The organism is Mesorhizobium sp. INR15, from assembly GCF_015500075.1.
Lineage (GTDB): Bacteria > Pseudomonadota > Alphaproteobacteria > Rhizobiales > Rhizobiaceae > Mesorhizobium.
The window spans coordinates 1485561-1510160 of sequence record NZ_CP045496.1 but is presented as its reverse complement, the minus strand read 5'-3'; the positions used below and the strand labels follow the sequence as shown (position 1 = coordinate 1510160).

Here is a 24600-nt window from a genome sequence, read left to right as displayed (position 1 = left end):
AACAGCGGATGATGCAGGCAAATCACGGGCCGTGCCGGCCCGGTAGGGCGGACCTAGCCACACTACACCGACCATGGCAAGCAAGCGTCACATCGCCTTGAGCCGGTTTGACCGTAAATTATGTCCGCTTCCGGGCAATATCTCGTGATACGGCATCGGTGGCACTTGCGCCGATATAGCGTCGGAATGCGTCCGGACCAGTCCCGGCGAAGAAATTGTCCGCCTCGCCAGTTGCCGCGACAACGCCATTGTCCAGGAAAACCACATGCTCGCCGATGCGGCGGGCATCTTCGGGCTGATGCGTGACGAACAGCACGGTCATCCTGCGTTCGGCATGAACGGCGGCGACAAGGTCGAGCATATCGGCGCGTAGCGCCGGCCCAAGCGAGGCAAAGGGTTCGTCGAGCAGCAGCACCGGCCGGTCACGCACCAGGACGCGCGCCAGTGCAACGCGCTGCCGCTCACCGCCGGAGAGTTCACGCGGCAGGCGCTTTTCCTTGCCGGCAAGGCCGGTGCGTTCGAGCGCATCGGCGATCGCCGTTTGATCGGCTTCCGTCAGCCGCAGGGATGGTGAGCGGCCGAGACCGACATTCTGCTGAACCGACAGATGGGCAAACAGGTTGTTTTCCTGGAACACCATCGACACCGGGCGCGCCGAGGGCGGCTCAGTGCCAACATCGGCGCCGTCGATCAGGACGCGGCCCGACTGAGGCGTCTCAAACCCGGCCACCAGATTGAGCAACGTCGATTTTCCCGAACCGCTCGGTCCCATGATGGCGGTGATTCTCGACGTCGCGAACTCGGCATCGAAAACAAGCGGCGCTTCGCCATAGCTGAACGACGCCTTGTCCAGGCGCACAGCCACACCCTTGGCCGTTCCGGTCCGGTCTTTTCTGGGAGGCATCATGCTCTTTTCCCTCGTCCCAGCCAGTCGGCGGCGAGGATCAGCGCCAGGCAAACGACACCGAGCAGCAGCGCCAGGCCGGCGGCGTCCGCGGTACGGTAGCTACCCATGCGCGCCAGCAAGAGATAGGGCAATGTCTGGACGGAATCGCTGCCGAACAGCGCGATGACGCCAAGATCGCCGAGCGACAGCGCCATGGCGAAAGCGAAGCCAGTGGCGAGCGGCCGCCGCAGCGACGGCCAGTCGACCAGCCTCAGCCTGGTCCAGCCCGAAATGCCGAGCTGTGCGCAAAGCCTTTCGTGGCGCTCGCTCGCTGCATCATAGGCGGGGCGCACGGCGCGCAGTGCGAAGGGCATCGCCATCACGGCGTTGACGGTGACGACCATGATCGGCGCGATGGCAAAGACATCGCCGACATGGCGCAGCAGCAGGAACCAGCCGGCGCCAATGACGATCGGTGGCACGACGAGGACAAAGCCGGCGCCGGTATCGGTCGCATGTTCAAGCAAGGCTTTCCGGCCAGTACGGCGGCTCAACGCCAGCGCCCGGCGCGCCATGGTCAATGCCAGCGAAAGCATCACCGAGAGCAATGCCGACAGGAAGGCCAGCCCGGCGCTGGTCAGCGTTGCTTGCCGTACGGCGGCCTCTCCCGCCAGCCGGCCCAGGTCAGCGCCAAGCCCGGCCATCACCGTGGCCGCCATCGGTCCGACGACGAACAGCAGCGCCAGGATTATAAGCACTGTGTTCAGTGCGGTCTCGGCCACACTCGCCGAGAGATAGCCGCGTGGTGCCACCGGCAGGTTGGCGTCGCCTATGGTGTTGGCGCCAAGCCGTGCCAAACCCAGCATGACGGCGAAGGTTAGAGCGATCTGCAGCAGCGTCAGCGTCACCGCGCGCGCCGGATCGAAATCGAACCGCAGCGACTGATAGATACCGACTTCGAGTGTCGTCGCGCGCGGCCCGCCACCCAGGATGAGGACAATCGTGAACGACGTGATGCAGAGCATGAAGACAAGTCCGGCAACGCCGGGTAGCGCCGCACGCAATGTCGGCCATTCGATCAGCCGGAACGCCGGCCGGGCACCCATGCCGAGCTGGCTCGCCAGCCGCCACTGGTCGGCCTGTATGGTCTGCAGGGACTCTAGAAACAGCCGCACGCTGAGCGGCAGGTTGAAGAAGACATGGGCGATGAGAATCCCGGACAGGCCATAGATATCAGGCCAGCCCTGCTCCCCGAATGCATTGAACAGGCCGGCGAAATAACCGGCATGGCCATAGAGCGCCAGAATGCCGAGGGCCGCAACGATGGCCGGCAACGCCAGCGGCACGGCGAAGAGTTGCAGGATGAAGCCGCGGCCGAAGAAGCGTGGATGCCGCGACAGCGCACGCGCCACGAACAGAGCCGGCGCCACCGAAAGCAGCGTCGAGAGGGCTGCCTGCCACAAGGTGAAGCGAACGACGCGCAGAAGAAAGGGATCGAAGGCTGCCCGGGCGCCCGAAAGGTCTTGAACGCCTTCGAAAAGCAGCCCGGCAAACGCGCCGCCGATCAGCAGCGCGATTGCCGCGAGCGCGAGAACGCCGGCGTTGACACGGGAATCGGTCGGAAGCGCCGGCGCCATCGCGTTGCTTATTTGCTCATCACGGCCAGCCATTCATCAACCCACGCCTTGCGATTGGCGGCAACTTCTTCCGGGCTGAACAGCAAGGTCTTGGTCGGCTTCACCAGCTTGTCGAAGGCCGGATTGAGCGGCTTGCCGGTCTTGCCGGCCGGGTACATCCAGTTGGTTTCCGGAATGGCGTCCTGGAATTTCGGCCCGGTCATGAAGGCCATGAACTTCTCGGCCAGCGGGTTCTTGGCGCCTGACGTGGTGATGCCGGCAACCTCGATCTGCAGATACTCGCCTTCCTCAAAGGAAGCTGCCTGGTAGCGCTCGGTGTTCTCGGCAACCATGTGGTAGGCCGGTGACGTCGTGTAGGACAGCACCATCGGAGCCTCGCCCTTGGTGAACAGGCCGTAGGCCTCGCTCCAGCCCGGCGTGACGGTAAGCACCTTCGACTTGAGCTTGGCCCAGGCCTCCGGCGCCTTGTCACCATAGACCGACTTCACCCACAAGAGCAGGCCAAGGCCCGGCGTCGAGGTGCGCGGATCCTGGATGACGATCTTGTCGCCGGCGCTGCCCTCGACCAATTCCTTCAGGCTCTTCGGCGGCGTCTTCAGCCTTTCGGTGTCATAGACGACAGCGAAATAGCCGTAGTCGTAGGGCACGAATGTATCGTCGCTCCAGCCGCCCGGCACATTGACGTCGGCCACCGCGCCATGCGGCGCGAACAGGCCTGTGGCCTTGGCCTCGGCGGTCAGGTTGGTGTCGAGGCCAAGCACGATGTCGGCCTTGGTCGAGGCCCCTTCCAGCTTGACGCGGTTGAGCAGCGCCACGCCGTCGGCGACCGAGACGAATTCGACATCGCAGCCGCATTCGGCTTCGAATTCCTTCTTCACCACGGGGCCCGGGCCCCAATCGGCGGTGAAGCTTTCATAGGTGTAGACGGTGAGCTTGTCCTTGGCGAAGGCCGGACTGGCAACACCAAGAGCCACAATGACGATTGCCGGGACAACGGGGTAGAAAAACGTGCGCATCGGCGCCTCCTTCGTTCAAATTGAAAGGAATTGAGGCGTCGGCTTACCGAAACGTCTAATCCCTCCGCCGGTACAAGCCGGATCAGGTTCAGCGGGTTGGCGAGACTGCCTCTCAGCCGGTCCGCGAAGATCGCGTCCGGCACCCCGTTAGAGCGTTTCGACACATAGGCCCGGCGGCTGTACCGTGCAAGTGGAAGTTTGCCGGGGCTACAGGTCACGGCCTTCCGTTTCCTTTGCGGGGCTGATAAGGGCCACGCATATGAGCACTTTCACCATCCTGCTTGGCGGCGATCTCATCCGCACGCCCCGGCTCGACCGTCAGGTCGAGGGCACACGCGTGATCGCGGCCGACGCCGGCATTGGCCATGCGCGCACGCTGGGCCTGATGCCGGAACTCTGGGTCGGTGACTTCGACTCGGTGCCGGCCAACTTGCCGGATGATCTCGCTTCGGTGCCCCGGCGGACTTTCCCTGCCGAGAAGGACAAGACCGATGGCGAACTCGCCATATCGGCCGCGCTGGAGCATGGCGCCACCAGCCTTATTCTCGTCGGCGCCTTTGGCGGCAAGCGTGCCGATCACGCCTTCCTGCATCTGGCACTCGGCCTGAAGTTGGCCGAGGCCGGAACAAAAGTGCTGCTGACCAGTGGTGCGCAGGAGGGCATCCCCTTGCTGCCCGGGAAAGCCGGCTTCGACTTTGCCGACGGCACGCTGTTTTCGATCCTTGGTTTTTCCGAACTCTCCGGCCTGACCGTCATCGGCGCCAAATGGCCGCTGAACCATGTCGAGGTCGCGTTCGGTTCGTCGCTGACCATCTCCAACGAAGTCAAGGGCAGCCTCCAGATCGCGCTTGGCCATGGCCGCGCGCTGCTGCTTGCCCACCCTTACCCCTTGCCTGAAAGTTGACATGGCCCCGCCTCTTCTCAATCTCGACGGGATAAAACTGACCTTTGGCGGCACGCCTCTGCTGGATGGCGCTGCCTTGACCGCTTCGGCCGGCGACAAGATCGCCCTAGTCGGCCGTAACGGCTCCGGCAAGTCGACGCTGCTGAAGATCGCAGCCGGGCTGATCGAGCCGCAGGATGGCGAAGTGTTCCGCCAGCCTTCGGCCACCATTCGCTATCTGCCGCAGATGCCCGACATGGAGGGCTTTGCCTCTGTCCGCGCCTATGTCGAGGCCGGACTTGGACCTGCCGACGATCCTTATCGGGCGAGCTACCTGATGGAACATCTCGGTCTGTCCGGCGAAGAGCGCCCCAATGATCTCTCGGGTGGCGAGGCGCGGCGCGCCGCCCTTGCCCGCGTCATGGCGCCGGAACCCGACATCCTGCTGCTTGATGAGCCGACGAACCATCTCGACCTCCAGGTGATCGAATGGCTCGAAGAAGAACTCAGCCGCACCTCTTCCGCGTTGATCGTCATCTCGCACGACCGCCGTTTTCTCGAACGTGTATCGCGCGCCACCATCTGGCTCGATCGCGGCCAGACCCGCCGGCTGGACAAGGGCTTTGGCCATTTCGAGGAATGGCGCGATCTGGTGCTCGAGGAAGAAGAGCGCGAACAGCACAAGCTTGGCCGCCAGATCGTGCGCGAGGAGCATTGGCTACGCTATGGCGTGACCGCGCGGCGCAAGCGCAACATGCGGCGTCTCGGCGAATTGCAGACCATGCGCCAGCGCCATCGCGGCCATCGCGGCGCCGAGGGCGCGGCGACCATGGTGGCCAGCGACGCGGCCGAATCCGGCAAGCTGGTGATCGAGGCCAAGAACATCGCCAAGAGCTTTGGCGACCTGACCGTGGTCAAGGAATTCTCCACCCGTATCCAGCGCGGCGACCGCATTGGCCTTGTCGGACCGAACGGCGCCGGCAAGACGACGCTGCTGAAGATGCTGACCGGCGAGATGAAGCCGGATGTCGGCTCGGTCCGGCTCGGCACCAATCTGGAGATCGCCACGCTCGACCAGAAGCGCGAAGCCGTCGACCCCGCCGAAACCTTGGCGCAATACCTCACCGACGGGCGTGGCGAAAACCTCGTCATCAATGGCGAGCAGCGCCATGTCGTCTCCTACATGAAGGACTTCCTGTTCAAGCCGGAACAGGCGCGGACACCGGTGCGCGAACTCTCTGGCGGTGAACGGGCCCGGCTGCTGCTTGCCCGTGTGCTGGCGCGACCGGCAAATCTTCTGGTGCTCGACGAGCCGACAAACGATCTCGACATGGAGACGCTGGAACTGCTGCAGGAACTGGTCGCCGGCTTTGCCGGCACCGTCATCCTCGTCAGCCACGATCGCGACTTCCTCGACCGCACCGTCACCAGCCTGATCGCGCCTGACGGCGCCGGCCGCTGGATCGAATATGCCGGCGGTTACTCGGACATGCTGGCGCAGCGTGGCGGCACAAAGCTTGATGACCGCAAGGCCCGGGCGAAGGCTGAGAATGGCGAGGCGACGGCACCCGTCAAAAGCGAGACGGCGGCACAGAAGGGTCCAGCCAAAAAGCTGTCGTTCAAACAGAAATTCGCGCTGGAATCGCTGCCCAAGAAGATCGAAGCGGTGATGACGTCGATCTCGCGGCTGGAGAACAACATCGCTGATCCGGCCTATTACGAGCGCGATCCGGCCTCGTTCCAGAAGACCATCGCAGCTCTAGACAAGGAGCGTGCCACCTTGGCGACGCTCGAGGAGGAATGGCTGGAACTGGAGATGCTGCGCGAAGAGATGGAGGGGTAGGCTCCTCTAGACCATAGTGGTCGGATATCGCTTAAACTATTGCCACGGCGTGGTGATGCGCATACATTATGCGCATGTCGTGGAGATCATTATGCGCAAGATTGCCTTGAATGCTATCCGCCAGCCAGCAAATCTGTCGATCGATTCAAACCTCATGAAGGAAGCCAAAGGGCTTGACGTAAATGTCTCGCGCGCCGCCGAAGCCGGCATTGCCGAAGCGGTGGCTGCTGAAAAGACGCGGCTATGGAAGCTTGAGAACCGCGCCACGATGGATGCGTGGAACGATTATGTCGAAAAGCACGGCATCCCGCTGCAAGAACATCGTCAGTTCTGATGGCACGCTATGATGTCTTCGCCGGTTGGGTGGAAGGCAGCTATCTGCTCGACGTTCAGTCTGACCTGCTAGACAATTTCAAAACACGGGTGGTGGTCCCGCTTATGCCGATCGCAACGGTGCCGCCGCCGATGCGAAAGCTTCATCCCGTCTTCGAGCTCAATGGGCGAAAAATGGTCATGGCGACCCATCTGATCGCCACGATTCCAGCCAGCGAACTGGGTGAAAGCAGACTGAGCCTGACCAGGCATCACGACGATATCGTCGCTGCGCTCGACATGCTGTTCCAAGGCTTCTGACGGAAGCCCTGGGCCGGCGGGTTATCTCAGCCCGCCGTCTTCTTCGCTTGCCAGGCTTTCAGCGCCTCATCGAACACCTTCTCACCGGGAATGCCCTTTTCCATGGTCAGCAGCGCGCGCCGCCCGGTCTTGTAGACGACCGGCACGTCGATCCAGTTCTGGCCACGAAGCAGCGTCAGATTGGCGTCTTCATCCGCCTTGGTGTCGTTGAGCGCCACCAGGAAGAAGCCGTCGGCGATCTTGGCTGGAATGCCGATCAGCGGGCTGCCGGCATCCTGTTCCGAACTCTTCATGGCGACGCGCAGGATGTTGTCGACACCCCCACCTTCGAAGCCGTCAGGCGTCAGGAAGATCATCTCGATGATATGGCTGGCCGGCAATGTCTGGTCGGTGTTGCGGCGGATGGTCATGCGCAACTGGACATTCTTGCCGGGGATGGTGGCTTCGGCGCGGATCGCCGGCTCCGGCGGCAGATCGCCACCGGGCGATTCCTGCACCAGTGACCAGACGATGTTGCCCGGCTCGGCTGACCCTTGCGCGGTGCTGGTGCGTTCCTCATAGAAGATCGCCTTCTGGCCAACCGGCAAAGCGGTCTCCGCCGGAGCGGCAGCCGGCGCCGCGGGCGCCGCACCTGCTGGCGGGGTGGCGGCGGCGGGTGCGGGTGCGGCTCCCGCCGCGGGCGGTGTCGCGGGCGCTGTACCTGCAACGGGGGGCGTGCTGACGGCAGACGGTGTGTTGGCCGCCGCTGCATCCGGGGTCGCGGCAGGCGTAGCGGCCGGAGGCGCCGAAAGCGCCGGCGCGTTCGTGGCCGATGGCGGTGTGGTCAGCGCGGCGACGGACTCACCCTCGCCGATACCGCTCTGTCCGCCGGCCGGGCCGGGATCAATTTCGCTGCCCTGAGGCGTCAGCCGCTGGGTGAATTTCGTACCCTCGGCCTCGGCGCCAGGCGCCGGCGGTGGTGCAGCGGCGTCAGTCACTGGCTTGGCGGGCGCCGGCTTGACCGGTTCGGCCTTCGCCACCACCTTGTTGCCGCCGAGGCCAAGCATCTTGCCGAACGCATCCTTGTTCAGCCAGACACCATAGCCCCCGCCGGCAACGACCAGCAGGGCGACAACGGCGGCGATCAGACCACCATAGCTGCGCTTGCGCTCCGCCGGACGCAAACGCTGGAAAGTGTCCGAGACCGGCTGTTCATCATTGGAAAAGACATCGACCTGGTCTTCTCCAGCGTCATCATCCATGCCCGGAAGCTCGGTTTCGGCACGAGGCGGAACGGAAGGTGCGGGTGTCGCCCTTTGCCAGCTTGGCTCGGCCTTGGTGGCCGGTGGCGCTGGCCGATAGGGTTCCAGCTTGGGCGCGGGCGCAGCCGCCGGTTGCCAGGCCGGCTCCACTTTAGCCGGTTGCCTTGAATGGCTTGGCTGGTTCTTGTTGCGGTCGATCGAGGAAAAGATGTTTTCCAGTTCCGCGAGCGGATCGGATTCCGGAACGCTTTTGGCATATTCCCGCTCGACGCTTGCGATAGCGTCTTCCAAAGCGCGCTTCTGCCTGTCCGCGACCGATGCCGGCGGCGGTGGCGCGATGGCCGCGAGCTTGGCCGAGATCGTCGAGCGAGCCTTGTCATAGACTCTCGCCCGGACTTCCGGCGTCGGCTCACCGAGACCGTCGAGCGTCTTTTTCAGAACAGCAACGAAATCTGCCATGCTTCAGTCGACCTGTATTTTGTTTTCCGCGCCGGCCCCCGCAAATCGGCCGCGATGCCCGGAAAGGCTTCAGAAACTAGTCTTGAAACGGATCGGTCACAAGTATCGTGTCGTCCCGCTCCGGGCTGGTGGAAAGGAGCGCGACCGGCGCGCCGATCAGCTCCTCGATGTAACGGACATATTTGACGGCCTGGGCCGGCAGATCGTTCCAGCTGCGCGCGCCGGCGGTGGTGCCTTTCCAGCCTTCCAGCGTTTCGTAGACCGGCTCGACGCGTGCCTGCGCGCCCTGGCTGGCCGGCAGATAGTCGATCATCTCGCCGTCAAGCCGGTAGCCGGTGCAAACCTTGATCTCGTCCAGCCCATCGAGCACGTCGAGCTTGGTCAGCGCGATACCCTTGATGCCGTTGACAGCGACAGCCTGGCGAACCAGCACCGCGTCGAACCAGCCACAACGGCGCTTGCGGCCGGTGACGACGCCGAATTCATGCCCGCGCGTGCCGAGGAATTCGCCGATCTCGTTCTTCTGTTCGGTCGGAAACGGACCTTCGCCGACGCGCGTCGTATAGGCCTTGGTGATGCCAAGCACATAGCCGATGGCGCCGGGACCAACGCCAGAGCCGGCGGCCGCCTGGCCAGCGACCGTGTTGGACGAAGTTACGAAAGGATAGGTGCCATGGTCGATATCGAGAAGCGTGCCTTGCGCGCCCTCGAACAGGATGCGCTCGCCCGCACGGCGCTTGTCGTCCAGGATTTTCCAGACGCGGTCCATGTAGGGCAGGATCTCATTGGCGACCGAGGTCAGCTCATGCATGATCGCTTCATGCGTGACTTCCGCATGGCCAAGCCCGCGCCGCAGCGCATTGTGGTGCGTCAGCAGCCTGTCGACCTTCAAGGGCAGCGTTTCCAAATCCGCCAAGTCCATCACCCTCACCGCACGCCGGCCCACCTTGTCTTCATAGGCGGGGCCAATGCCGCGGCGCGTCGTGCCAATTTTTGTGCCGGAATTTGAGGCAGCGTCCTCGCGGAATCCGTCCAGCTCCCGGTGCAGGGATAGGATAAGCGCTGTGTTTTCGGCTATTTTCAGGCGGTCCGGCGTCACTTCGACACCTTGTGCCTTAAGCTTCGCCACTTCCGCGACGAAGGCATGCGGGTCGAAAACGACGCCATTGCCGATGATGGACAGTTTGCCCTGCCGCACGACGCCCGACGGCAACAGCGATAGCTTGTAGACCTTGCCGTCGACGACCAGCGTGTGGCCGGCATTGTGGCCACCTTGAAAACGCACCACCACATCGGCGCGCTCCGACAGCCAGTCGACGATCTTGCCCTTGCCTTCGTCGCCCCATTGCGAGCCGACGACCACCACATTGGCCATGTTTCTTTTCCCTTGAGACGCCGCAGTGCGGCTTGAATATGGTTCGAAACGACAGGCCTCTATAGCGTCAAGAGCAGGCCGACGCGACCTTTCTTTGCCGCCGAAAATGCCCTGAGGCACAACAATTTTCGGCTTTGACATCATTTACTTGACCGGACGGGGGCAATAGGCCGGCTAACACCGCAACTCACCTCCAGCGGCTGGAATCCAGCGATGCACCGACGCGCCTATATATTCCTGCTGCTCACCACCTTGCTGTGGGGCGGCAACTCGGTGGCCGGCAAGCTGGCGGTCGATCACGTCTCGCCTATGACGCTCGTCTTCCTGCGCTGGGTGCTGGCGGTCGCGATCATGCTGCCGATCGGCTGGCGGCCGCTGCAAAAGGACTGGCCGGTGGTGCGAAAGCACTGGCTTGTGCTCGCGGCACTTGGCGCCAGCGGCTTCACCCTGTTCAACACCATCTTCTACACGGCGCTCAACTACACGACCGCGATCAACGTCTCGATCGAACAGGCGGCGATGCCGGTCCTGATCATCATTGCCAATTTCATCTTCTTTCGCCTGCGCGTGAACTGGGCGCAGATCTCCGGCGTCGTGTTGACCATTGTCGGCGTGATCCTGACCGCCTGCCACGGTGATCCACGCCGGCTGCTGACGCTGGAGCTCAATTACGGCGATGCCATCATGCTCGTCGCGGTGCTTCTCTACAGCGGCTATTCGGTCGGGCTGCGGTTGAAGCCGGTGATGCAATGGCAGAGCCTGATGCTGGCGCTGTCGGTGGCAGCGCTCGTCACTTCGGTACCATTCTTCCTCTGGGAAGTCGCCGCCGGCAAGGTCATCGTGCCCGACGCACGCGGCTGGTCAGTGATCGTCTACACCGCCGTCGGCGCCTCCATCATCTCGCAGATCTTCTACATCAGGGGCAACGAATTGATCGGCGCCAACCGCGCGGGTCTGTTCATCAATCTCGTGCCGATCTTCGGCACCTTGCTTTCGGTGCTGATCGTCGGCGAGACATTCCAGCTTTATCAGGCCCTGGCGCTGGTACTCGTGCTGGGCGGTATCGGGCTTGCCGAATACAGCGGACGCAAGATAACGGAAGAATAGAAAAGGCGCGGGACCAGCCCGCGCCTTCCTGATCTTCCGCTGCGGTCAGGATCACATCGCGTTCACGTCGAACTGCAGCCGCTTGGCCGAATCGATCGACTTGTGCGCCCTGACCTGTTCAAGCACATTTTCGGGGAATGGCGCATCGAGATAGAGCAGCGCAATGGCATCGCCGCCTGGCCGGTTGCGGCCAAGCTGGAAGTTGGCGATGTTGACGCCGTTCTCGCCGCAGACGGTGCCAAGCAGGCCGATAATGCCCGGCGCGTCGGCATTAGTCGTGTAGAGCATGTGCTGGCCGACCTCGGCGTCGAGATTGATGCCCTTGATCTGGATGAAGCGCGGCTTGCCGTCCGAGAAACAGGTTCCGGCGATCGAGCGTGTCCTGTGCTCGGTCTTCACCGTCATCTTGATGTAGCCATCGAACACGCCGGACTTGTCGCGCTTGACCTCAGCTACGATGATGCCGCGCTCTTTCACCATGATCGGCGCCGACACCATGTTGACGTCGGCGACCTGCGGCCGGATCAGCCCGGCAAGGGCGGCGCTGATCAGCGCGCGCGTGTTCATCGTCGCGGTCGAGCCGTCGAACAGGATCTCGACCTCTGTGATCGGGTCTTCGGTGACCTGGCCGACAAAGGCGCCGAGCACTTCGGCAAGCTTGACGAACGGCTTCAGGCGCGGCGCCTCCTCGGCGGTGATGGACGGCATGTTGATGGCGTTGGAGACGGCGCCCTTGATCAGATAGTCGGCCATCTGCTCGGCCACCTGCAAGGCGACATTCTCTTGCGCCTCCGCTGTCGAGGCGCCGAGATGCGGCGTCGCTACCACATTCTCCATGCCAAACAGCGCATTCTGCTCGGCCGGCTCGACCTCGAACACATCGATGCCGGCGCCCGCCACCTTGCCGGTCTTCAGCGCCGCGATCAGGTCGGCTTCAACAATGAGGCCGCCACGGGCGCAATTGATGATGCGCACGCCGTTCTTCATCTTGGTGATCGCAGCCGCGTCGATGATGTTGCGCGTCTTGTCGGTCAGCGGCGTGTGCAAGGTGATGAAGTCGGCGCGGGCAAACAGTTCGTCGAGCTCGACCTTGTCGACACCGAGCTCCTCCGCACGCTTGTCCGACAGGAATGGATCGAAGGCGATGACATGCATCTTCAGGCCGACGCCGCGCGTGGCGACGATCGAACCGATGTTGCCGCAGCCGATGACACCCAGCGTCTTGCCGGTGATCTCGACGCCCATGAAGCGGTTCTTTTCCCATTTGCCGGCATGGGTCGAGGCGTTGGCCTCCGGAATCTGGCGCGCCAGCGCGAAGATCATCGCCACCGCATGCTCGGCGGTGGTGATCGAATTGCCGAAGGGCGTGTTCATCACGATGATGCCCTTGCGGCTGGCGGCCGGGATGTCGACATTGTCGACGCCGATGCCGGCGCGGCCGACGACCTTGAGCCTGGTGGCTGCATTGATCAGCTTCTCGGTGACCTTGGTCGCCGAGCGGATGGCCAGACCATCATACTGGCCGATCACTTCGAGCAGCTTTTCCTTGTCCTTGCCGAGATCGGGCAAATAGTCGACCTCGATGCCGCGATCCTTGAATATCTGCACGGCGGTGGTGGAGAGTTTGTCTGATACGAGAACGCGGGGCGCCATGGCGGCCTCCTTCAAATGGGATTGATCCGGGAAACAGGCGGCCGCAGGGCCGCCAGAAAAATCTCAGGCCGCTGCTTTCAGCGACGCCTTCTGCGCGGCAAAGGCCCAGTCGAGCCAAGGCAGCAGCGCTTCGAGATCGGAGGTCTCGACCGTCGCTCCGCACCAGATGCGCAGGCCGGGCGGTGCATCGCGATAGGCGCCGATGTCATAGGCGACGCCTTCCTTGTCGAGCATCGAGACCAGCCCCTTGGCGAACGCCGCCTGCCCGTCGGCATCGAGAGCCGTCACATCCGGGTCTGTGAAGGACAGGCAGACGGAGGTGTTGGACCGTGTTGCAGCCTCGGCAGCGAGATGGCCAAGCCATGAGGACTTGGTGGCAAAGCCATCGAGCACAGCGGCATTGGCATTGGCACGAGCGACCAGCGCATCTAGGCCACCGATCGACTTGGCCCACTGCAGCGCGTCGAGATAGTCCTCCACGCACAGCATCGACGGCGTGTTGATGGTTTCGCCCTTGAAGATGCCTTCGATCAGCTTGCCGCCCGACGTGAGACGGAAAATCTTGGGCAGCGGCCAGGCCGGCTTGTAGGTCTCCAGCCGCTCGACGGCGCGAGGCGACAGGATCAGCATGCCATGCGCGCCCTCGCCGCCCAGCACTTTCTGCCAGGAGAAGGTGACGACATCGAGTTTTTGGAAATCGAGCCTCTGCGCGAACGCAGCCGAGGTAGCGTCGCAGATGGTCAGCCCCTTTCGGTCGGCTGGGATGAAATCACCGTCGGACACGCGCACGCCGGAGGTGGTGCCGTTCCAGGTGAAGACCACGTCGCGGTCGAAATCGATCTTGCCCAGGTCCGGCAGTTCGCCGTAGCCGGCTTCGATCTTGCGCACGTCGGCGAGCTTCAGCTGCTTGACCACGTCTGTGATCCAGCCCGAGCCAAAACTCTCCCAGGCGACCATGTCGACGCCGCGTTCGCCAAGCAGCGACCACAGCGCCATCTCGACCGCGCCGGTGTCCGACGCCGGCACGATGCCGATGCGGTAGTCTGCTGGAACCTGGAGGATTTCCCGCGTCAGCTCGATCGCTTGTTCGAGCTTGGTCTTGCCGATCTTGGCGCGGTGCGAGCGGCCAAGTGCCGCGTTTTTCAGCGCCTCGACCGACCAGCCGGGGCGTTTTGCACAAGGACCTGAGGAAAAATTGGGGTTTGCCGGACGGAATCCGGGCTTCGTAGGTGTCGTCATCGTGGTCTATCCTTCCAGATAGTGGCCCCTCGTTGGGGAGGGGTGGCCCACGGACGGCGATATGCGTTCAGGCTTCGGGCGTCAAGAGGAAAGTTTTTGTCGCACGCGGGATACTGGCGGTCTTTGATCAGAACCCCGTGACCTCAAACGCAAACGGCGGACCCGAAGATCCGCCGCCGTGACTTCCAAGGATGAAAGCCTACCAGAGGTCGTAGCGCAGGCCGAGCTTCACTGTTTGGTAGTTGATGCCTTTGTGGATTCCGAAGGTGCCGGCGTCATAGGCAACGTATTTGGCGCTGGGGACGGAAAAATATTCGTACCCGAGATCGACCGATACATTCTTACTCACCTGATAGGAAATGCCTGCGCCAATCGAGTAGGCAAGATTAAACTTCGCTTCTGAATCTTCGAGACCTTTGTATCCGGCTGGGTCATTACAAGCGAATCCACCTGCGCCGGTAGAATTCGACGGCACATTGATGCAATTGCGCTCACCGATGCTCTTGAAATACTTATTGTAGGAGAGCCCGAGGCCACCACCGAGGTAGGGCGTGATCCCGACATAGGTGCCAAGGTCCACGTAGCCATTGGCCATAAGGGCGTAGGCTTTGTTGGTGCCATAGCTAGACGCCACGCAATCCTTTGTCGCGGCCTGCGGAACAATGATATCCCCACCGGGAGAGTTGATCACGATATTCGTGGTGCCTGCGCAGCCGTTGGTTATCAGATTGTTGTCGCTGAACTGGTTGGTCGGTAAAATGCCGCCATTCAGTTCCACCCGCAAATAGTCGTTAAGGTGGAAACCCATGCCGACACTGCCGGTGAAAAGGCTGCTGTCGGAGGTGAAGTTGGCCGACCCGCCTGCGGACCCTATCTCATGGTCGAACGGATGACTGAAAGCATAGCCGACATCACCGCGCAGATACCACCCGGAGCCGACCTCGACCGGCTGATAGTCGGGTGCCTGGTCAACATAGATTGGCGGGTCGTAATCGGCCGCGAGCACGGGCGTCAGCGGCAGGAAGGCGAGTGCGGCGAGCGCCAGCGCGATACGCGATTTGAGTGTCATGGTCCCCGGCTCCCTGATGTGGCAGCGTTCGCAATCGCGAGCACAGTCATCGTTTCAAAGAGCATTGTTAACCATAGTGGTTAAGTGCCGGTTAAGGCTAACAGAGCGTTAGCAAAATGATTCCGCGTCGGGCAGCGCAAACAAAAAAACCGCCCGGCTGTTGCCGGGGCGGTTCGCAATTCTGGGAAATTTCGAAGCGATTACTTGGTGTAAATCGGCTCGGGTTCGGGCTGGTAGGGCTCCGGTGCCGGCGCGCAATCCGACCGGCCGAACTGATAGCGCAGGCCGCCGCGCACTTCGTGATTGCTGATGCCATGGTCGTAACCGGGGCCAACGTTGCTGTCCGAGGCATAGTCGAACATCCTGCCGCCGTTGATGTGGCTGAAACGGTAGCCGACATCGAGCTTGACCCGATCGGTCAGGCAGTAGGAGGCACCGGCCATGAGGGCATAGGCAAAGCGCCAGCCCTTGCCACCACTATGTTCGAACGAGCCGTCGAGATCGGTGTTGTGCAGCGTGTCCCACTTCATCCAGGCACCGCCGATGCCGGCGCCGACATAAGGCGTCACGCCATGCCAGGTGCCTATGTCGACATAGGCGTTGGCCAGAAGCAGCAGCGCCGAATACGAGGTGCTGTCACTCGAGGTGCAGGGATCTTGCGCCACTCCGCAGAAGCCATTGGTCGAGCCGCTGAATTTCGAGCTGAACATCCAGTCCGCCGTCAGATCGGTGCGGAAGTGCTGGTTGATCTGGTAGCCGACGCCGCCACCGACGGAGAAAGCGCCCTTCAGGTTGGCGGTATCAAACGATCCGGTAAGCTGCGGCGGTGTCGGGCCGTAGGTCGTGTAATCCGAACCGCCGAATTTCGACCAGTGATAGCCGACGTCGCCACGAATATACCAGCCGCCATACTCGGCGACGGGCTCCTGGTAGACGGCCTGTGGCGGTGCCTCTTCGACCACCGGTGGCTCAGCGAGGTCGGCTGCGAACACCGGCCCTGCGACGCCCACGAACAGTGCGGCGAACAGAGCCTTTCTTACTGTATTGAACATGCTTGTCACCCCTAAGAACCCTCGGATCGGCGATCCCGTCCGAATGAGATTGGCTTTCAGTCGTGGATAATGAATTGCAAAGGTTAAAAGGCATTTAACCCTGTTGCTTAACCACGAATCCCTAAAATTCGAAGGATTCAAATCTGCCTTTTCGACTCGCGAGACTTGCCGTGAGCCAACAAAAAAGCCCGCCAAGAAAGCGGGCTTTGAGCAGGCGAGGCGTTTGCGGCGCGGCGCCCTTGCAGGCGCACCGGATCAGGCGGCGCTGCGTGTTTCGGAAATGACCCCTACGATGTCGTTGACAACCGCCTCGACCAGCTGCGGATCGTCGCCTTCGGCCATGACGCGGATCAGCGGCTCGGTGCCGGAAGGCCGGATGACCAGACGCCCGGACTTGCCGAGGCGATTGCGGCCTTCCTCAATCGCGGCCTTCACGAGGGTTTCCTCCAGCGGCTTGCCGCCGGAAATCTGGACGTTCTTCAAAAGCTGCGGCACCGGTTCGAATTTCCTGGACAATTCGCTGACCGGCCGGTTCTGCCGCTTGATGCAGGCAAGCACCTGCAGCGCCGAGACAAGACCATCGCCGGTGGTCGAGAAATCAGACAGCACGATATGCCCCGACTGCTCGCCACCGACATTCAAGCCATGCGCGCGCATATGCTCGACGACATAGCGGTCGCCGACCTTGGTGCGGTGCAATTGCAGGTTCATGTCGCCAAGGAAACGCTCAAGGCCGAGATTGGACATCACCGTCGAAACCACGCCACCGCCGGCAAGCCGCCCGCTCTGGTGCCAGGACTCGGCGATCAGCGCCATGATCTGGTCGCCGTCGACGATGGCACCATTCTCGTCGACGATGACAACGCGATCGGCATCGCCATCCAGCGCAATGCCGATGTCGGCGCGCACTTCGTGCACCTTCTTCTGCAAGCCGGCCGGATGGGTCGAACCGCATTCCTTGTTGATGTTGAAGCCGTTGGGTTCGACGTTGAGCGCAATGACCTCGGCGCCGAGTTCCCAGAGCGCCGCTGGCGCAACCTTGTAGGCGGCGCCATTGGCGCAATCGACCACAATTCTCAAGCCCGAAAGCGACATCGAGCGCGGCAGGGTGCGTTTGGCGAATTCGATATAGCGGTCGTGCACGCCATCAACGCGCTTGGCCCGTCCAAGTCCATCCGAGTCGGCCAGCCCCAATTCGATATCCTTGTCGAGCATGGCCTCGATGCGCTCTTCGATCTCATCGGAGAGCTTGTAGCCGTCCGGGCCGAACAGCTTGATGCCATTGTCGTAATAAGGATTGTGCGAAGCCGAGATCATGACGCCGATGTCGGCCCGCAGCGAACGCACCAGCATCGCGACCGCGGGGGTCGGGATCGGGCCAAGCAGGAACACGTCCATGCCGGCGGCGCAAAGGCCGGCCACCATGGCGTTCTCGATCATGTAGCCGGAAAGCCTGGTGTCCTTGCCAAGCACGACACGATGGCGATGGCTGCCGCGCTGGAAAGACAGGCCCGCGGCCATGCCCACTCGCATGGCGATCTCCGCCGTCATCGGAAACTTGTTGGCGCGCCCGCGAATGCCGTCGGTGCCGAAATAATTCCCTGCCATGCCAGTCAGTTCCCGATAATTTTACCCGGCGCGTCTTGCCACAATTAGCCGGCGCCTTCCGATCACAATGTGTGATTGTATGTTACCAATCCTTAGAAAATCATTGTTTCGCACCGCACATTGCACTGTCGCAGTCTATCACAGCGTGAGTGTCTCTCGGCAATATACCAGCTATGCGAGTCGCTCAGCGTGGATGCACCTGGAAAATCTTGGCCAGAGGCGCTCAACGGGCAACAATTTCATCACCTTATCGGGAGCAGACCGCTTTTCCCGGGTTTATGCCTCACTTGGCATCTGGCGCAACCGATCGTTGAACGCTATTGATTTGCAGGGACGTACCATGGGCTGCTGCAACGGAGAAACGCTATGCTCATCCACCGACTTGCCACTTTGACGGGCCTCGCCGTCGTTACCCTGTTCCTCGCCGCGCCAGCCAACGCGCTGACCATGGCCGAGTGCAGCACCAAGTACAACGCCGCCAAGGACGCGGGGACACTCGCCGGCCAGAACTGGAACCAGTTCCGCAAGGCGCAGTGCGGCACCGACGCCGCCGCCGCCGCGACGGACGCCACCAAGCCGGCTGCCACCAAGGCGGCCGAAACAAAACCCGCCAAGGCAGCCAAGGCAGTTGCCGCCGCGCCTGCTGACAGCGCCGCCAAGGGCCTGACCGCGAAAGAGTGCAGCACCAAGTACCAGGCCGCGAAGGCTGCCGGCACGTTGAACGGCATGAAATGGAATGATTTCCGCAAGGCCGAGTGCGCTGCCGGAGCGACGGCAGCGGCTGATACGAAGCCCGCGACCACAAAGGCGGCCGCGACCACGACCGCTCCTGCCGCGGGTGGCAAGAGCCTGACCATGGCGGAATGCAGCACCAAGTATCAGGCGGCGAAGACGGGCAACACGCTGAAAGGCATGAAGTGGAACGACTTCCGCAAGACTGAATGCGGCGCCGGCGCATCGGACGACGACAGCGTCCCGGCTCCGAGCGAAGCCAGCTACACAAACGAGCCTGCGAAGCCGACGACAGCCGCGCCGAAGGGCGTCACCTTCCCGGCTGCTATCGCGGCGAAATACGCCACCGAGACCCCCGGCAAGGGCCGCATGCACACCTGCCTTGACCAGTATTATGTCCTCAAGGACGCCAATGCGCTCGGCGGCCTGAAGTGGATCCAGAAGGGCGGCGGCTTCTACAGCCTCTGCAACGCCAAGCTGAAAGGCTGATCGCCGCAAGCAGAACAGAAGAACAAAAGCCCGCGAGGCATCCGCCTCGTGGGCTTTTGTTTGCGCTCTCTACATCTCAGGCCGCGGGCCGTGGCGACCGCAAAAGGCCGACAAGGCTTGTAAGATCGGCATTGGCCTTGCCAGCGGCCACACCGCGCTTCATCAGGCCCTGCATCGGCAGCACGAGTTCGGTGCTGATGCCTGCCTCGCTGCTTGCATCAATCAGGTTGATATAAGCTTCGGCCTGCATGCCGAGGTTGGACGCCACATCGCTGGCGTGATCGCCCGCGTCGATCTGCTCAGCCCATTTCGGCAATCCGCCCTGCATGGCCGCAAGCCAGGACATCAGCAGCGGCATGAATTCGCTTGCTGGAACTTTCGAGGTCCCGACCAACGCCAACGCGTGCATCACGCCTGCGAACAAGCCATACATCCCCCCAGCAGCGAAATGTCATAAAGCGGCGCCAACCCGGCGTCCTCACCGAGATATCTGGCTGTGCCAATCGCGCCGAGTTGTTCGGCATGGCGGTCAAAGCCTTGCTTGGAGCCACTGTAAAGGATCAACGCCTCCGGCCGGCCGATCATCGGCGGCACGGCGATGATGCCGCCGTCGACATAATCGGCACCAAGCCTGTCGGCCCATGACGCCATGGCCCGCGCCTGCCCTGCGTGCCATTGAGATTGACCAGCGTTCGCCCCGCCAGTCCTTCTTGCGCGGGCCCAAATACCTCATGGACCGTGTCGTAGACGAGGAGGCAGACCACGATGAGCCGGCTCGATCTCACGGCGTCCTCGATCAATCACCGAATTCGGTGTGGAGCTGGACAATGCCCTGATCCCGCTCGCCAGATGGGGCAAGCAACATGCCGGCAGGACGGGCGGTCAACGCGCCGGCGAGGCAAGCGCTCCCGCGCGGCACAGTCTGTGACAAGGTCCGTGGCGGATAGCAAAACGCCGCGGGTTTGAAGCCGCGGCGTTTCTTTGAATTCGATGGTCCTGGTCAGCCTTGCGGCTGCGGCTCCATCCCGCCTTCGGGCTCGGTACCCTTTTTGCGGCGACCGGATTTCGGCACCGCCGAGCCACGGCTTGTCGGCGTGTCGTCGCCAAGGTCGCGCGCCGGCTTGTTGCCCGCAATCAGCTGCTTGATCTCTTCGCCTGACAGCGTCTCGTATTCCAGCAATCCCTGCGCCAACGTGATCCATTCCTTCTTCTTCTTGGTCAGGATGGACTTCGCCGACGAATAGGCTTCATCGATCAGGCGGCGCACTTCGGCATCGATGATCTGCGCCGTCTCTTCCGAGACATTCTGCGTGCGCGCCACCGAGTGGCCCAGGAACACTTCTTCCTGGTTATCGCCATAGGCAACATGGCCGAGCTTGTCGGAGAAGCCCCAGCGCGTCACCATGGCGCGCGCCAGCTTAGTTGCCTGCTCGATATCCGAGGAAGCGCCGGAGGTGATGTTCTCCTTGCCGAACTTGAACTCCTCGGCAACGCGGCCACCCATCATGATCGCCAGACGCGAGATCATGTATTTGTAGCTCATCGAATAACGGTCGCCTTCCGGCAACTGCATGACCATACCGAGCGCCCGGCCGCGCGGAATGATCGTCGCCTTGTGCAGCGGATCGGCCGACGGCACGTTGAGCGCCAGGATGGCATGGCCAGCTTCGTGATAGGCGGTAAGCTCCTTCTCGGCCATCGTCATCGCCGACGAGCGGCGCTCCGCGCCCATCATGATCTTGTCCTTGGCGTCCTCGAATTCGGCCATGGTGACGAGGCGCTTGTTGCGCCGCGCCGCCATCAGGGCGGATTCGTTGACGAGGTTCATCAGGTCGGCACCAGAGAAGCCCGGCGTGCCGCGCGCGATGACCTTGAGGTCGACATTCGGCGCCAGCGGCACGTTGCGCACATGCACCTTGAGGATCTTCTCGCGGCCAACGATGTCGGGGTTCGGCACCACGACCTGGCGGTCGAAGCGGCCTGGACGCAGCAGCGCCGGGTCGAGCACGTCGGGCCTGTTGGTGGCGGCGATCAGGATGATGCTCTCGTTGGACTCGAAACCATCCATCTCGACCAGCAGCTGGTTCAGCGTCTGCTCGCGCTCATCATTGCCGCCACCGAGACCGGCGCCGCGATGACGGCCGACGGCATCGATTTCGTCGATGAAGATGATGCAAGGCGCGTTCTTCTTGGCCTGGTCGAACATGTCGCGGACACGGCTCGCGCCGACGCCGACAAACATCTCGACGAAGTCGGAGCCCGAAATGGTGAAGAATGGCACATTGGCTTCGCCGGCAACCGAGCGGGCGAGCAGCGTCTTGCCGGTTCCCGGAGGGCCGACGAGCAGCACGCCGCGCGGAATCTTGCCGCCGAGCCGCTGGAACTTCTGCGGGTCGCGCAGGAATTCGACGATCTCTTCCAGATCTTCCTTGGCCTCATCGACGCCGGCAACATCCTGGAATGTGACGCGGCCATGCGCTTCGGTCAAAAGCTTGGCCTTCGACTTGCCAAAACCCATGGCGCGGCCGGAACCGGACTGCATCTGCCGCATGAAAAAGATCCATACGCCGAGGATCAGGATCATCGGCAACCAGGAAATGAGCATCGAGAACAGCGAGCCGGAACCATCATTCTCCGGACGCGCATTGATGGTGACATTCTTGTCCTGCAGCCTCGAGACCAGCGACGGATCCCCCGGCGAATAGGTCTGGAAGCCGCTGGCATTGTCCGTGTAGGTGCCGGTGATGCGGGCGCCCGCGATGGTCACCGTCTTCACACGGCCCGCCGCGACATCCTGCAGGAACTGCGAATAAGGCACATCGCTCGAGGCTCCACGCGTCTGCGGCGTCTGGAAGAGATTGAACAGGGCAATGAGCAGGACCGCTATGATCGCCCAGAGCGCGAGATTGCGATAATTCGGATTCATCAATTGTCCCGTTGGGCGTCCGCGAGCGGACACGCGTCATAAGAGGAAACTTGAGCCTAACATAGGGAGAGCGCCTCCCCTTGCCAAGCATAACAGCATGTCTCGGTTAAGCTTTCGCCCAAGATCAACCGGCAGTGTGGCCACTGAAAGGCAGGGGCGGAACCGCCGCCGCGCCAATCAGCTCGGCGACGGCGTGCGCCGGCGCCAGATCAAAGGACGGCAGGAAACGGGCAAATGGCCCCACGACCGGCAGCACTTCCATGATCCGCGAGGTCGGGCTATCCGCCGCCAAACCTTGGTTTTCGCCATCCACCCAGAGTGCGGGCTCCATGGCCAGCGCGGCCCGGACAAGGCTTGCCGGCGTGTCGCCCTCCTGGGTTGCCCGCTTCGCGGCCGCCACGGCGCCAAGCGGCGCGATCAACAATGCGCCGTGGCTGTCGCTCATCGTGATTTTCCGCCGGCCGTCCCACAGCGCGCCATCGACCAACGCCGCGGGCGATGGCAGACCACGCGCTTCCCGGTGCAGGAAAATCCCGGCGCGCCGGAAATCGACCACCGTCCGCGACAATGTGGCGCAAAGAAACCCGCCCCTCAGCCGGCAAAACAGTGCCTCGCCGCGCGCCTGTTCCGGCAGGAAGGCAAGCCCGCCGATCGTCGCCAGCAGAATGCGCAACGCATAGATCGCCGCCCGGTCTTCGCCAGAGGCCAGGAAACCCGGAGCGAGGCAGACAAGGCCGGTGACCGGCTGGCTGGCAAAGTCGCGGATAAGCCCGGCGGCGATATGGCCAAGTTCGACGCGTTCGGCGGCGGCACGGGCCGACAGCGCCATCGCATCATCCGCACGCGCTGTATCGCCGCCGCCGGCAAGCGCGGCGCGGATGCGCGGACGCTCGAAGGTTGCATCCTCATTGGTCGGGTCTTCGGCCCAGCCGACATGCCGGCGCCGCAGATAGTCTCGCAACATCTCGCGCCGTGTTGCCAGCAAGGGCCGTGCGATCCAGCAACGCCAATCGTAAAGGGTGGCCGGCGCCATGCCGGCAAGGCCGCGCGCCTCATCGCCGCCAACCCCATCGCGGGTCTGGCGCATCAGCACGGTTTCGGCCTGGTCGTCAGCGGTGTGCCCCGTCAGGATCAGGCCGATGCCTTCCGCGCGCGCAGCCTCGGCCAGCAGGCGGTAACGAGCCTCCCGCGCGGCGGCGGGCAGGCCGGTGGACGGTTTGGACCCGGACCAGGCCAAGATGCGATGGGGAATGCCTCGTTCCGCGCAAAGCGATGCCACCGCTTGTGCTTCGGCGGCCGCGTCAGGGCGCAGCCCGTGGTCGATCGTCACCGCCAGCAATCTCGTTGCCGGTGCGGTCAGGTCGAGATGGGTTTTGAGAAGAAGGAGAAGGGCGGTCGAATCGCTGCCGCCGGACACGGCAGCCACAGCGCCGTTGGTAAAATCGATGTGCGAAAAAAGGCTTTTCGATAAAGAGGGCTCTGTGTCGAGCATCAATGCATGTCGCTCAAAAGCGGTCCCGGTTTCAGGGTAACGACAAGCAGGAACAAACTAGCACGCCGCGAGCGCCCTTTCCTGCTTGACCCGTTCCTTGAGCGCCCCGGAAATATCGGGATAGCGCTTGCCGATCTCGCTGAAGGTCGCGCAAGCGACATCATGCTGCTTGAGGCCGACCAGCGAAACGCCGAGTTTCAACAACATGTCGGGAGCCTTCTTGGCCTTGGGATAGTCCTTGCTGGCCGCGAGGAAAGTCTCGGCCGCGTCGCGGTATTTCTGCTGGCCGAGCAGCGACTCACCCAGCCAGTAATGCGCGTCCGCTGCTTTTGCATCCTTGGGGAAGCGGGAAATGTGATCCCGGAAACCCTGTTCGGCCGTGCTGTAGTCGCCCGACAGGATGAACTGGTAGGAGTTGCGGTAGAGTTCTTCGGGGTTTTTGGTGTCTGGCAAAGCCGCGACCACCGTGCCATCGGACTTGCCGGCCTTGGTCGGCTTCGCGGGTGCCGCCGTCGCCGGGGCGGTGTCCTGCACCGGCGCGGTCGCCTGGGTATTGCCGTCGGCGTCGATCACATTGCCGTTCTTGTCGACGGTGATGCTGCCGAAGGTCTTGGCCGGCGCACCGGGGATCACCGCGCCGGGGTCGCCATTCGGCGATTCGACGATGACGTCCTCGACGCTCTGGCCGCCCGCCGGCGCGGTACCCGCATCGGCCGGCGCCTGCGTTGCTGGCGCCGTCGCCACATTGGTGTTGGTGTCGGTGGTGGCATCCGACTTCTTTTGCGGATCCTTCTTGGGGGCCGCGGGCGCCTGTCCGCCTTGCGTACCGCCCTCCAGCTGCTGGAAGCGGAACTCGTTGTCTTCCTGCTGCTTGCGGATCTGTTCCTGCATCTGCAGGACCTGGAAATTCAGCTCCTCGATCTTGCCGTTCATCTGCCGCAGCTGGTCCTCCAGCCCGGTGACCGCGTTCGGGTCGGACTGCGCCATCTGAACCTGCTCCGGTTTTTTCTTTTCACCGAAAAGCTTGGGCAGCTCGATTGTAGGCAGATGGAAGGAAAAGCCGCTGTCGGCTGGTTGCCCCGTGCTGGTTGCCCCTAGGCCGCCAGCAGAGGCGGTGACGCCTGATAGGAGCAGCAGCGCAAGTGTGCCGCTCAAGACCGATCTGAAATGCATGTGCCTCTCGCCGTAAATCGTTAGCCTGTTCGCGCCTTCCAATCAAAGTGGGACCAGCCAGACGCCCTCGGCTCATAGCAGGACCCG

General features: G+C 62.7%; 21 protein-coding genes and 1 riboswitch. Of the genes, 6 read left to right on the top strand and 15 right to left on the bottom strand.

The genetic code is table 11. The features are described 5' to 3' along the window. Window positions 1-118 precede the first annotated feature (118 nt). From thiQ to thiB, 3 genes are read right to left on the bottom strand one after another with little or no spacing between them, the layout of a single operon-like run. Entirely contained in the window at window positions 119-904 is a 786-nt protein-coding gene (gene thiQ, locus GA829_RS07270) for a thiamine ABC transporter ATP-binding protein (protein ID WP_195179554.1), read from the bottom strand. Next, complete coding sequence (gene thiP, locus GA829_RS07265) at window positions 904-2523, bottom strand: thiamine/thiamine pyrophosphate ABC transporter permease (protein WP_195179553.1); 1620 nt, start codon at window positions 2521-2523, stop codon at window positions 904-906. The genes thiQ and thiP overlap by 1 nt, the downstream gene beginning before the upstream one ends. A gap of 8 nt (window positions 2524-2531) precedes the next feature. Next, window positions 2532-3539: a thiamine ABC transporter substrate binding subunit gene (gene thiB, locus GA829_RS07260; protein ID WP_195177862.1), complete on the bottom strand. Its 1008-nt coding sequence runs from the start codon at window positions 3537-3539 to the stop codon at window positions 2532-2534. Window positions 3540-3581: 42 nt separating this feature from the next. Further along, window positions 3582-3696, bottom strand: a riboswitch (TPP riboswitch). A gap of 102 nt (window positions 3697-3798) precedes the next feature. On the opposite strand from thiB, the gene GA829_RS07255 reads away from it, so the two are divergent. The 4 genes from GA829_RS07255 to GA829_RS07240 all read left to right on the top strand — a co-directional run bounded on the left by GA829_RS07255 (window position 3799) and on the right by GA829_RS07240 (window position 6898). Beyond that, the gene (locus GA829_RS07255; protein ID WP_195177861.1) at window positions 3799-4443 is read left to right on the top strand and encodes a thiamine diphosphokinase; all 645 of its coding nucleotides are present in this window, start codon (window positions 3799-3801) and stop codon (window positions 4441-4443) included. A gap of 1 nt (window position 4444) precedes the next feature. Further along, window positions 4445-6265: an ABC-F family ATP-binding cassette domain-containing protein gene (locus GA829_RS07250; protein ID WP_195177860.1), complete on the top strand. Its 1821-nt coding sequence runs from the start codon at window positions 4445-4447 to the stop codon at window positions 6263-6265. A gap of 91 nt (window positions 6266-6356) precedes the next feature. After that, a complete protein-coding gene (locus tag GA829_RS07245) occupies window positions 6357-6599 on the top strand; it encodes a type II toxin-antitoxin system CcdA family antitoxin (protein WP_195177859.1) in 243 nt (80 codons plus the stop codon). After that, window positions 6599-6898, top strand: a complete 300-nt coding sequence (locus GA829_RS07240; RefSeq protein WP_195177858.1) for a CcdB family protein — start codon at window positions 6599-6601, stop codon at window positions 6896-6898. Before GA829_RS07245 ends, GA829_RS07240 begins: the two co-directional genes overlap by 1 nt. A 26-nt stretch (window positions 6899-6924) precedes the next feature. Here the strand turns inward: GA829_RS07240 and GA829_RS07235 are convergent, their stop codons facing one another. Both GA829_RS07235 and GA829_RS07230 read right to left on the bottom strand, forming a co-directional pair. Further along, complete coding sequence (locus tag GA829_RS07235) at window positions 6925-8598, bottom strand: hypothetical protein (RefSeq protein ID WP_195177857.1); 1674 nt, start codon at window positions 8596-8598, stop codon at window positions 6925-6927. A gap of 76 nt (window positions 8599-8674) precedes the next feature. Further along, window positions 8675-9973 carry an adenylosuccinate synthase gene (locus GA829_RS07230; RefSeq protein ID WP_195177856.1) on the bottom strand — a complete coding sequence of 433 codons (1299 nt, stop codon included), beginning with the start codon at window positions 9971-9973 and terminating at the stop codon, window positions 8675-8677. 213 nt (window positions 9974-10186) lie between these two features. Between GA829_RS07230 and GA829_RS07225 the strand changes: the two genes are divergently transcribed. After that, on the top strand, window positions 10187-11080 hold the full coding sequence (locus tag GA829_RS07225) for a DMT family transporter (protein WP_195177855.1): 894 nt from the start codon (window positions 10187-10189) through the stop codon (window positions 11078-11080). Window positions 11081-11131: 51 nt separating this feature from the next. Here GA829_RS07225 and serA read toward each other — a convergent pair whose 3' ends face one another. From serA to glmM, 5 genes are all read right to left on the bottom strand, one after another. After that, entirely contained in the window at window positions 11132-12733 is a 1602-nt protein-coding gene (gene serA, locus GA829_RS07220) for a phosphoglycerate dehydrogenase (protein ID WP_195177854.1), read from the bottom strand. Window positions 12734-12796: 63 nt separating this feature from the next. Continuing rightward, entirely contained in the window at window positions 12797-13972 is a 1176-nt protein-coding gene (locus GA829_RS07215; RefSeq protein ID WP_195177853.1) for a phosphoserine transaminase, read from the bottom strand. Window positions 13973-14171: 199 nt separating this feature from the next. Then, complete coding sequence (locus GA829_RS07210; RefSeq protein WP_195177852.1) at window positions 14172-15041, bottom strand: outer membrane protein; 870 nt, start codon at window positions 15039-15041, stop codon at window positions 14172-14174. 200 nt (window positions 15042-15241) lie between these two features. Beyond that, on the bottom strand, window positions 15242-16093 hold the full coding sequence (locus GA829_RS07205; protein ID WP_195177851.1) for an outer membrane protein: 852 nt from the start codon (window positions 16091-16093) through the stop codon (window positions 15242-15244). Between the two features lie 255 nt (window positions 16094-16348). Next, entirely contained in the window at window positions 16349-17701 is a 1353-nt protein-coding gene (gene glmM, locus GA829_RS07200) for a phosphoglucosamine mutase (RefSeq protein WP_195177850.1), read from the bottom strand. A 366-nt stretch (window positions 17702-18067) separates the two neighbouring features. Here glmM and GA829_RS07195 point away from each other — a divergent pair, with 366 nt between their 5' ends. Further along, a complete protein-coding gene (locus GA829_RS07195; protein WP_195177849.1) occupies window positions 18068-18922 on the top strand; it encodes a hypothetical protein in 855 nt (284 codons plus the stop codon). Between the two features lie 76 nt (window positions 18923-18998). On the opposite strand, the gene GA829_RS07190 is transcribed toward GA829_RS07195, so the two are convergent. The 5 genes from GA829_RS07190 to ybgF form a co-directional block, all read right to left on the bottom strand. After that, complete coding sequence (locus GA829_RS07190; RefSeq protein WP_374940411.1) at window positions 18999-19331, bottom strand: imine reductase family protein; 333 nt, start codon at window positions 19329-19331, stop codon at window positions 18999-19001. Next, window positions 19331-19573: an NAD(P)-binding domain-containing protein gene (locus GA829_RS07185; RefSeq protein WP_195177847.1), complete on the bottom strand. Its 243-nt coding sequence runs from the start codon at window positions 19571-19573 to the stop codon at window positions 19331-19333. Before GA829_RS07185 ends, GA829_RS07190 begins: the two co-directional genes overlap by 1 nt. A 349-nt stretch (window positions 19574-19922) precedes the next feature. Then, a complete protein-coding gene (ftsH, locus tag GA829_RS07180; RefSeq protein ID WP_195177846.1) occupies window positions 19923-21848 on the bottom strand; it encodes an ATP-dependent zinc metalloprotease FtsH in 1926 nt (641 codons plus the stop codon). Window positions 21849-21972: 124 nt separating this feature from the next. Next, the gene (tilS, locus tag GA829_RS07175) at window positions 21973-23340 is read right to left on the bottom strand and encodes a tRNA lysidine(34) synthetase TilS (RefSeq protein ID WP_195177845.1); all 1368 of its coding nucleotides are present in this window, start codon (window positions 23338-23340) and stop codon (window positions 21973-21975) included. A 57-nt stretch (window positions 23341-23397) separates the two neighbouring features. Then, a complete protein-coding gene (ybgF, locus tag GA829_RS07170; protein ID WP_195177844.1) occupies window positions 23398-24513 on the bottom strand; it encodes a tol-pal system protein YbgF in 1116 nt (371 codons plus the stop codon). Window positions 24514-24600 lie beyond the last annotated feature (87 nt).

Coding starts and splice junctions, on each gene's coding strand:
- GA829_RS07185 (WP_195177847.1), bottom strand. CDS start 19,573: ATGGCGTCATGGGCCGACAGGCTTGGTGCCGATTATGTCGACGGCGGC.
- thiP (WP_195179553.1), bottom strand. CDS start 2,523: ATGGCGCCGGCGCTTCCGACCGATTCCCGTGTCAACGCCGGCGTTCTC.
- GA829_RS07230 (WP_195177856.1), bottom strand. CDS start 9,973: ATGGCCAATGTGGTGGTCGTCGGCTCGCAATGGGGCGACGAAGGCAAG.
- thiQ (WP_195179554.1), bottom strand. CDS start 904: ATGCCTCCCAGAAAAGACCGGACCGGAACGGCCAAGGGTGTGGCTGTG.
- GA829_RS07225 (WP_195177855.1), top strand. CDS start 10,187: ATGCACCGACGCGCCTATATATTCCTGCTGCTCACCACCTTGCTGTGG.
- serA (WP_195177854.1), bottom strand. CDS start 12,733: ATGGCGCCCCGCGTTCTCGTATCAGACAAACTCTCCACCACCGCCGTG.
- GA829_RS07195 (WP_195177849.1), top strand. CDS start 18,068: ATGCTCATCCACCGACTTGCCACTTTGACGGGCCTCGCCGTCGTTACC.
- ybgF (WP_195177844.1), bottom strand. CDS start 24,513: ATGCATTTCAGATCGGTCTTGAGCGGCACACTTGCGCTGCTGCTCCTA.
- thiB (WP_195177862.1), bottom strand. CDS start 3,539: ATGCGCACGTTTTTCTACCCCGTTGTCCCGGCAATCGTCATTGTGGCT.
- GA829_RS07210 (WP_195177852.1), bottom strand. CDS start 15,041: ATGACACTCAAATCGCGTATCGCGCTGGCGCTCGCCGCACTCGCCTTC.
- GA829_RS07240 (WP_195177858.1), top strand. CDS start 6,599: ATGGCACGCTATGATGTCTTCGCCGGTTGGGTGGAAGGCAGCTATCTG.
- GA829_RS07245 (WP_195177859.1), top strand. CDS start 6,357: ATGCGCAAGATTGCCTTGAATGCTATCCGCCAGCCAGCAAATCTGTCG.
- GA829_RS07205 (WP_195177851.1), bottom strand. CDS start 16,093: ATGTTCAATACAGTAAGAAAGGCTCTGTTCGCCGCACTGTTCGTGGGC.
- GA829_RS07190 (WP_374940411.1), bottom strand. CDS start 19,331: ATGCACGCGTTGGCGTTGGTCGGGACCTCGAAAGTTCCAGCAAGCGAA.
- tilS (WP_195177845.1), bottom strand. CDS start 23,340: ATGCTCGACACAGAGCCCTCTTTATCGAAAAGCCTTTTTTCGCACATC.
- GA829_RS07255 (WP_195177861.1), top strand. CDS start 3,799: ATGAGCACTTTCACCATCCTGCTTGGCGGCGATCTCATCCGCACGCCC.
- ftsH (WP_195177846.1), bottom strand. CDS start 21,848: ATGAATCCGAATTATCGCAATCTCGCGCTCTGGGCGATCATAGCGGTC.
- GA829_RS07235 (WP_195177857.1), bottom strand. CDS start 8,598: ATGGCAGATTTCGTTGCTGTTCTGAAAAAGACGCTCGACGGTCTCGGT.
- GA829_RS07215 (WP_195177853.1), bottom strand. CDS start 13,972: ATGACGACACCTACGAAGCCCGGATTCCGTCCGGCAAACCCCAATTTT.
- GA829_RS07250 (WP_195177860.1), top strand. CDS start 4,445: ATGGCCCCGCCTCTTCTCAATCTCGACGGGATAAAACTGACCTTTGGC.
- glmM (WP_195177850.1), bottom strand. CDS start 17,701: ATGGCAGGGAATTATTTCGGCACCGACGGCATTCGCGGGCGCGCCAAC.